This window comes from Propionivibrio sp. (genome assembly GCF_049316945.1).
Classification (GTDB): Bacteria; Pseudomonadota; Gammaproteobacteria; order Burkholderiales; family Rhodocyclaceae; genus Propionivibrio.
Genome location: NZ_JBMOJE010000058.1, coordinates 24,488 through 31,523, shown reverse-complemented (window position 1 = coordinate 31,523; position 7,036 = coordinate 24,488). Strand labels below are relative to the sequence as shown.

Genomic DNA, 7,036 nt, shown 5'->3' with positions numbered 1-7,036 from the left:
CGGTTTGCCAAACCGTTGACGCCAGATTTCTACGGCGAGACGACACCGTTAACACGAGGGTGAGGTTGGGTGCGAATGTTGAAAGCGCTCATGCGACAACGCTTGCTTCTCCGTTTCGGTAAAGTTTAGTCTCCGCATGGCGCAGGCGCCACCACACAGAAAATAAACACCATAATTTTACATGTGGTTAGCCAGTTTAGTTAAAGTAGTTTGTAACCGATTTCAGTATACTAGCCACTCGACTAATCTGCCAAAAGACGGCAGCCAAGTCGCTGGGTATCCCAGAGGGCGAGGGGAGATTCGAGAGTCGCTGGTGCAACTTTTACGTTAAAGCCGAAGTGTTGCAGGCCTGAAACGCAGTTCATTGGTTATGACAGGGAGTGCTGGCGTTAGTTGCCTTTGCCGTTATCCAAGAAAAGCCGTCCCTGCCAGGTGTCGCGCGCGTGCAGGCGGGCTTCGAACAGTGCCGGGAACTTGTCAAGGCGCATTCCCCAATCGGGCGAGACGAGCACAGTCGGCGGGGCCTCGCTGCCCAGACGCTGGATCTTGATGTTCGGTGGCAGGAATTCAAGCACATCGATCACAGCGTCAAAGTAGGTCAGCGGGTCGAGTAGCGGAATGCTCTCGGGGGCTGTGCGATACTGATTGGCGAGCCGGGTGCCGCGCACGATCTGCAACTGGTGGAACTTCATTGCGTCGACTGGCAGTCTGGCAAGCGCCTTGGCGCCATCAAGCAAACTGTCCCGGGTCTCGAGTGGCAGGCCAAGCAGCAGGTGCCCGGTGACAAAAAGGCCACGTTCGGCAGCACGCCGGATAGCATCCTGCGTACAGGCGAAATCGTGTCCGCGCAGACATTCCTGCAATACGTCGTCGCTGCAGGATTCGATGCCGATCTCCAGTTCTACCATCGTGCGGGTAGCGAGTTCCGCGAGATAGTCGAGGGTTTCATCGGGCAGGCAGTCTGGGCGGGTGCCGATGACGATCCCGGAAATCAACGGGTGAGCGAGCGCGATGTCGTAGGTTTTCTTTAACTTGTCGAGATTGCCGTAGGTGTTGGAATAGCTCTGGAAGTAGGCAAGAAAGCTCTTGGTCCTGGGGTAGCGTCGGCGCATGAATTCGATGCCGGTGTCTATCTGGGTGTCTATTTCACGCTGTTCAAGCAGATAGCTGGGGGAAAAGCCCTCATTATTGCAGAAGCTGCAACCACCGACACCGAGCGAACCATCACGGTTGGGGCAAGTGAATCCGGCATCGATGGAGACTTTTTGCAGTCGTCCGCCGTGTTCGCGCTTCACCCAGTCGTTATAGACATGGTAGCGGCGACCATTGAAGGAGGCCAGGCTATCGGAAAGATTGCTCATTGCGAAAACTGTAGTGAAGTAGATGTACTCAGACGTTCAGGAGCTAGAGTCATCAGTCCGGGCATATTGCCGATACAGCCGCAGGCAGCGTTCGTCGGACTGTTTGAGGCGTTCGGCGGCGAGACGGAAGAAGATTTGCAGCATTTTTGACTGCAGACCCGGAGAGGCGGAATTAAGTTTGGAGTAGGGCCACTTGCCAATGGTTGCGTCGCTGGCCGTGACCACCGTTGCCGCACGCGGAGAGGGTGTTTCTTCGGCAAAGGCGAGTTCGCCGAACAGCGTTCCCTGGTGCAGCAGGGCAATCAGCTTTCCCTTCTGCAGTACCCTGGCTTCACCCTTGAGCAGCAGGTAGCACGAAACCGCGTTGTCACCCTCGCGCATCAGCACAGCGCCGGTCTTGATTTTTCGCCACTGCGAAATGCGCAGGAGTTCCCACAGGTGGGCGTCGTTGAGAGCGGCGAGCAGCGGCAGTTGGCGAAGCTGGTCATAGAGTTCCGCTTCGTCGGGGCGTTCTACGGCTGCCGATTTGGTTTGCAGGGTCTTGGTGCTGTGTCTGGATAGCGCCGAGAGCACCGATGGCCAGTTGGCAAAACGGTCCTCAAGGCTACGCGCGAGCATCTTGTCGAGCAGGGCATTGAGGTTCTCCGGCAGGTCGGGGCGGAAGCTGGTGAGGGGATCACGCTCGCCGTTCAATATCTTGTACATCAGCGACGCCTGGTCGGGCGCATCAAAGGGGCGCTTGCTGGTCAGGAGTTGGTGCAGGACGATGCCGAGCGCGTAGATATCCGCCTGCGGGGTGACCCATTGGCGAAAGAGTTCGGGCGCCATGTAGGCCAGTGAGCCAATATCCATCACCTGAGTCGCGTCGTTGTTGCCTTTCGACCAGTAGGCGGCGCCGAAATCGCAGACCTTGGCTTCGCCTTTGCCGACCAGTTGCAGGTTGGCCGGTTTGATGTCGCGATGAACGATGCCGGCTCGGCAGGCGTAGTCAAGCGCGCTGGCGCATTTGTAGGCAATGTCCAGGACTTCAGGCACCGGCTTGAGGTTGTCCGGTTTGGTAAACGGTTCCAGAGTGCCGTAGGGCAGGTATTCCATGACCAGATAGGCGCTGTTGTCGCCAAACCCGGCATCGAAGACCTCGACGATGTAGGGGTGATGCAGGCTGCCCGCCAAGTGCACTTCGTTCAGCCAGGCTTTGCGCACGAGGGTCTGATCCGGATCGTCGTTGAAGACCTGGGCGTGGGCAACCTTTAATGCTACATCGCGCTGGGCAAAGGTGTCCCAGGCGTGATAAACGGTCCCGGTGGCGCCGCGTCCGAGTTCGCCACGGACTTCGTAGTGCTGGCCAAGGCCGGCGGGGAGTTGGGCGAATGGTTTGGCGTGGCTGGTTTTGGGCATGGGATAGAAGAGGCGGATAAGTAATTCGCTGTCAACATGTTAACCGCTTGAAGGCAGATTGCGTAGTCCTCGGTAAATTCATTTATTCAATTTCGGAATAAGCAAATAAACAATCAGACTTTGGTGTTCTATAAGTCTTGTCTATAGTAGCTTCCTTTTTGTTGCTCGAAGAATTCCAAGGAGGCTCCAATGTCCCGACTGATCCGCAATTTCCTGTTTGCCGTTGTCGCCGCTACAACTTTGCCGGCATTCGCCGAGAGCAGCCTGCTCAATGTTTCCTATGATGTTTCCCGTGACTTCTACAAGGACTTCAACCCGCTGTTCCAGAAATACTGGAAGGCTAAAACCGGCGAGTCGGTCGAACTCAAGCAGTCGCATGCCGGTTCGAGCAAACAGGTGCGTGCCGTGGCCGACGGGCTGGAAGCTGACGTGGTGACCATGAACCAGGCCTCCGACGTCGACTTTCTTGCCGAAAAAGGTTTGGTGGCCAAGGATTACGCCAAGCAGTTTCCGAACAACGCTTCGCCCTACACGTCGACGATGGTATTCATCGTGCGCAAGGGTAATCCCAAGGCCTTGCAGGATTGGCCGGATCTGGTGAAGGCGGGCGTGCAGGTCATCCTGCCGCATCCGAAGAGCACCGGTAATGGCCGATATTCCTATCTCGCGGCCTGGGGCTACGCGCTCAAGCAGCCGGGCGGTAGCGACAAGACGGCGCTGGACTTCGTCGGCAAATTGCTCAAGAATGCCCCGCTCTTCGCCGCCGGAGGCCGTGATGCGACGACAACTTTCATGCAGCGCAAGATCGGCGACGTGCTGGTTTCCTTTGAGAGCGAAGCCGAGTTGATCGCCAAGGAATTCGGCAAGGGCGAGTTTGAAGTCGTTTATCCTTCGCTGTCGATTCTTACCGAGTTCCCGGTGGCCGTTGTTGACAAGGTGGTCGACAAGAAGGGAACGCGCAAGCTGGCGCAAGCCTATCTGGATTATCTGTGGTCGAAGGAGGGGCAGGAGAATGCCGCGCAGAACTACCTTCGTCCGCGTGATGCCGAGTTGCTCAAGAAGTATGCGGCCCAGTTCCCGGCGATCAAGACATTCACCGTCGATGAAGTATTCGGCGGCTGGCCCAAGGCGTATCCGGCACACTTCAAGGACGGCGGCACGTTTGACCAGATTTATCAGAGCAAGTAAGTAGGAACAGTTGGGAGTCTGGAGTTAAGAGTGAGGAGCAAACCCTCGCTTTCACTGCGATTTCCGTGGCCAGGCGTATCCCCACAAGGTTCAAGGTTTGATGAAACGCGTCCTTCCCGGCTTCGGCCTGTCTCTCGGCTGCACGCTGGTCTATCTGTCGCTGCTCATTCTGCTGCCGCTTTCCGGGCTGGCGTTCAAGTCGAGTTCGCTCAGCCTTGGCCAGTTCTGGGACATTGCCAGCGGTGAGCGGGCGCTCGCTTCCTATCGAGTGACCTTCGGCGCGTCATTTCTCGCCGCTTTGATCAACGCCGTGTTCGGCTTGATCGTCGCCTGGATACTGGTACGTTACACCTTTCCCGGAAAACGCCTGGTCGATTCTCTGGTCGATCTTCCTTTTGCCTTGCCGACAGCAGTGGCCGGCATCACGCTGGCCACGCTCTACGCCGGTAACGGCTGGATCGGACGCCATCTCGAACCGCTCGGCCTGAAGGTGGCATTCACGCCGCTCGGCATTGTCGTGGCGCTGACCTTCATCAGCCTGCCCTTTGTCGTGCGCACCCTGCAACCGGTGATCGAGGATATCGAGCCGGAAATCGAAGAGGCCGCGGCGACGCTTGGTGCCTCGCGTTTGCAAACCTTTATCCGCGTACTTTTTCCGGCTCTTTTTCCGGCGCTGCTGACCGGCTTCACGATGGCCTTCTCGCGTGCCGTCGGCGAGTATGGATCGGTAATCTTCATCGCCGGCAACATGCCGCTGATTTCGGAAATTACGCCACTGCTGATCATTTCCAAACTTGAGCAGTACGACGTGGTCGGCGCCACGGCGCTGGCTTGCGTCATGCTCGTCATCTCCTTTCTTCTGCTGCTGGGCGTCAATGCCCTGCAATGGTGGGCGGCAAGCCGGCATCACGGCGGCCGCCATGGCAACAAGAGGGTCAGCCCATGAGCGCCCAACGCATGGCCAATGCCGAACCGCGCTGGTTGCGCTGGACGCTGATCGGCATCGGCCTCACCTTCCTCTTCTTCTTTCTGGCCTTGCCTTTGCTGGCGGTCTTCTTCGAAGCCCTGTCTGGCGGCTGGTCGGCTTACTTCAGTGCACTGAACGACCCTGAAACCCTTTCCGCAATCTGGCTGACCATTTTCATTGCCGTGTTCGTGCTGCCGTTCAATGTCATTGTCGGCGTGGCGGCGGCCTGGGCCATCGCCAAGTTCGACTTCCGCGGCAAGAGCCTGCTGGTTACGCTGATCGATCTGCCTTTTGCGATTTCGCCGGTGGTTGTCGGTTTGGTGTTCCTGCTGATTTTCGGCGCACAAGGCCTGTTCGGTCAGTGGCTCTCGGAACACGGCATCAAGGTGGTGTTTGCCTTGCCCGGGATGGTGCTGGTGACGCTGTTTATCACCTTTCCCTTTGTCGCGCGGGAACTGATTCCACTGATGCAGGCGCAGGGAAAAGATGAAGAAGAGGCCGCCATCTCACTCGGCGCCACCGGCTGGCTGATGTTCATTCGCGTCACGCTGCCGAATATCAAGTGGGGCTTGCTCTACGGTGTAATCCTCGCCAACGCCCGCGCCATGGGCGAGTTCGGCGCCGTGTCGGTGGTTTCCGGCCATATCCGGGGCGAGACCAATACCTTGCCGCTGCACGTGGAAATTCTGTACAACGAATACAATGCCGTCGGCTCCTTCGCTTCGGCCTCGGTACTGGCCCTGCTGGCTTTGGTTACGCTCGTCGCCAAGACGCTGGTCGAGTGGCAAATGCGCAAGGAAACTGAAATGCTGGATACGGCGCTGTCGCCAGAAGCAGTGAGGGGGCAGAAGTGAGGATTGAGTACTTGTCGAATTATCAAGAATCCACCGCAGAGGCGCAAAGGCGCAAAGGTTTCGCAGAGAAAAGCTTTGAGGGCAAGGAATTCCCTTTGCGCTTCCTTTGCTCCTTTGCGTCTTTGCGGTGGGTGTTAAGGCTTTTCTTTTACTCTTCACTGAATCCAATATGAGCATAGAAATCTGCGGTGTCGGCAAGCGTTTTGGCAACTTTGTCGCGCTGGACAATATCGACCTCCACATCCCGACCGGCGAACTGGTCGCCCTGCTCGGGCCTTCCGGCTGCGGAAAAACAACGTTGCTGCGGATTATTGCCGGCATGGAGAACGCGGACAGCGGGCATGTGAAATTTGCTGGCGAAGAGGCGACGCACCTGCATGTGCGCGAACGCAAGGTCGGCTTTGTGTTCCAGCACTACGCCTTGTTCCGGCACATGTCGGTGTTCGAGAACGTGGCTTTCGGGTTGCGCGTCAAGCCGAAAAGCGAGCGCCCGCCCGAGGCAGAGATTCGGCGCAAGGTGACGGATCTGCTCAAGCTCGTTCAACTCGACTGGCTGGCCGATCGTTACCCTTCACAGCTTTCCGGCGGACAGCGTCAGCGCATCGCACTGGCGCGTGCGCTGGCGGTTGAACCCAAGGTGCTGCTGCTCGACGAGCCGTTCGGCGCGCTCGACACCAAGGTGCGCAAGGAATTGCGCCGCTGGCTGCGCCGCCTGCACGACGAGATGCACATCTCCAGCGTCTTCGTGACGCACGATCAGGAAGAGGCGCTGGAAGTCGCCGATCGCGTGGTGGTCATGAATCAGGGGCGTGTCGAGCAGATCGGCACCCCCGACGAGGTCTATTCCAATCCGGCGTCGCCTTTTGTCTATCAGTTTCTCGGCAACGTCAATGTCTTCCACAGCCGGGTACATGGCAACTGGGCTGATATCGGGCGCGATTTTGCTGATAAGGCCGCGCCGGAAGGCGAGGCCATGGCCTTCGTTCGCCCGCACGATATCGACATCGAGCATCTCCAGGTCGCGGGAGGGCTGGAGGCCACGGTGCAGAATGTGCATGCCATCGGCCCGTTGGTGCGCGTCGAGTTGGCCCATGCCTCTGAGCTGATCGAGGTGGAACTGACGCGCGATCGCGCCGTCGCGCTGAATCTCGCCAAAGGGCAGCAGGTGTGGCTCAAGCCGCGCCAGGTCAAGGTTTTCGCCATGCCTGAGGCCGCGATGGAAGAAGGCGGATCGGGAATATGATTGGCGCGTGATTGGCGCGTTGTTT

6 protein-coding genes are annotated in these 7,036 nt (G+C 58.0%); 4 read left to right on the top strand and 2 right to left on the bottom strand.

Annotated elements, in window-relative coordinates:
- Positions 1 to 389: 389 nt before the first annotated feature.
- Both ACOYNV_RS14140 and ACOYNV_RS14135 read right to left on the bottom strand, forming a co-directional pair.
- Complete coding sequence (locus tag ACOYNV_RS14140) at positions 390 to 1,361, bottom strand: TIGR01212 family radical SAM protein (protein WP_422900432.1); 972 nt, start codon at positions 1,359 to 1,361, stop codon at positions 390 to 392.
- Positions 1,362 to 1,397: 36 nt separating this feature from the next.
- A complete protein-coding gene (locus tag ACOYNV_RS14135; RefSeq protein ID WP_422900431.1) occupies positions 1,398 to 2,759 on the bottom strand; it encodes a serine/threonine protein kinase in 1,362 nt (453 codons plus the stop codon).
- Positions 2,760 to 2,948: 189 nt separating this feature from the next.
- Between ACOYNV_RS14135 and ACOYNV_RS14130 the strand changes: the two genes are divergently transcribed.
- The 4 genes from ACOYNV_RS14130 (at position 2,949) to ACOYNV_RS14115 (ending at position 7,011) form a co-directional block, all read left to right on the top strand.
- A complete protein-coding gene (locus ACOYNV_RS14130; RefSeq protein WP_422900430.1) occupies positions 2,949 to 3,947 on the top strand; it encodes a sulfate ABC transporter substrate-binding protein in 999 nt (332 codons plus the stop codon).
- A 100-nt stretch (positions 3,948 to 4,047) separates the two neighbouring features.
- Entirely contained in the window at positions 4,048 to 4,893 is an 846-nt protein-coding gene (gene cysT, locus ACOYNV_RS14125; protein WP_422900429.1) for a sulfate ABC transporter permease subunit CysT, read from the top strand.
- A complete protein-coding gene (gene cysW, locus ACOYNV_RS14120; protein WP_422900428.1) occupies positions 4,890 to 5,768 on the top strand; it encodes a sulfate ABC transporter permease subunit CysW in 879 nt (292 codons plus the stop codon). The genes cysT and cysW overlap by 4 nt, the downstream gene beginning before the upstream one ends.
- 169 nt (positions 5,769 to 5,937) lie before the next feature.
- Entirely contained in the window at positions 5,938 to 7,011 is a 1,074-nt protein-coding gene (locus ACOYNV_RS14115) for a sulfate/molybdate ABC transporter ATP-binding protein (RefSeq protein WP_422900427.1), read from the top strand.
- Positions 7,012 to 7,036: the final 25 nt, after the last annotated feature.

What these genes read in the sequence shown, in the direction of transcription:
- ACOYNV_RS14130 (WP_422900430.1), top strand. Translation starts at nt 2,949, where the DNA reads ATGTCCCGACTGATCCGCAATTTCCTGTTTGCCGTTGTCGCCGCTACA.
- ACOYNV_RS14135 (WP_422900431.1), bottom strand. Translation starts at nt 2,759, where the DNA reads ATGCCCAAAACCAGCCACGCCAAACCATTCGCCCAACTCCCCGCCGGC.
- cysW (WP_422900428.1), top strand. Translation starts at nt 4,890, where the DNA reads ATGAGCGCCCAACGCATGGCCAATGCCGAACCGCGCTGGTTGCGCTGG.
- ACOYNV_RS14115 (WP_422900427.1), top strand. Translation starts at nt 5,938, where the DNA reads ATGAGCATAGAAATCTGCGGTGTCGGCAAGCGTTTTGGCAACTTTGTC.
- ACOYNV_RS14140 (WP_422900432.1), bottom strand. Translation starts at nt 1,361, where the DNA reads ATGAGCAATCTTTCCGATAGCCTGGCCTCCTTCAATGGTCGCCGCTAC.
- cysT (WP_422900429.1), top strand. Translation starts at nt 4,048, where the DNA reads ATGAAACGCGTCCTTCCCGGCTTCGGCCTGTCTCTCGGCTGCACGCTG.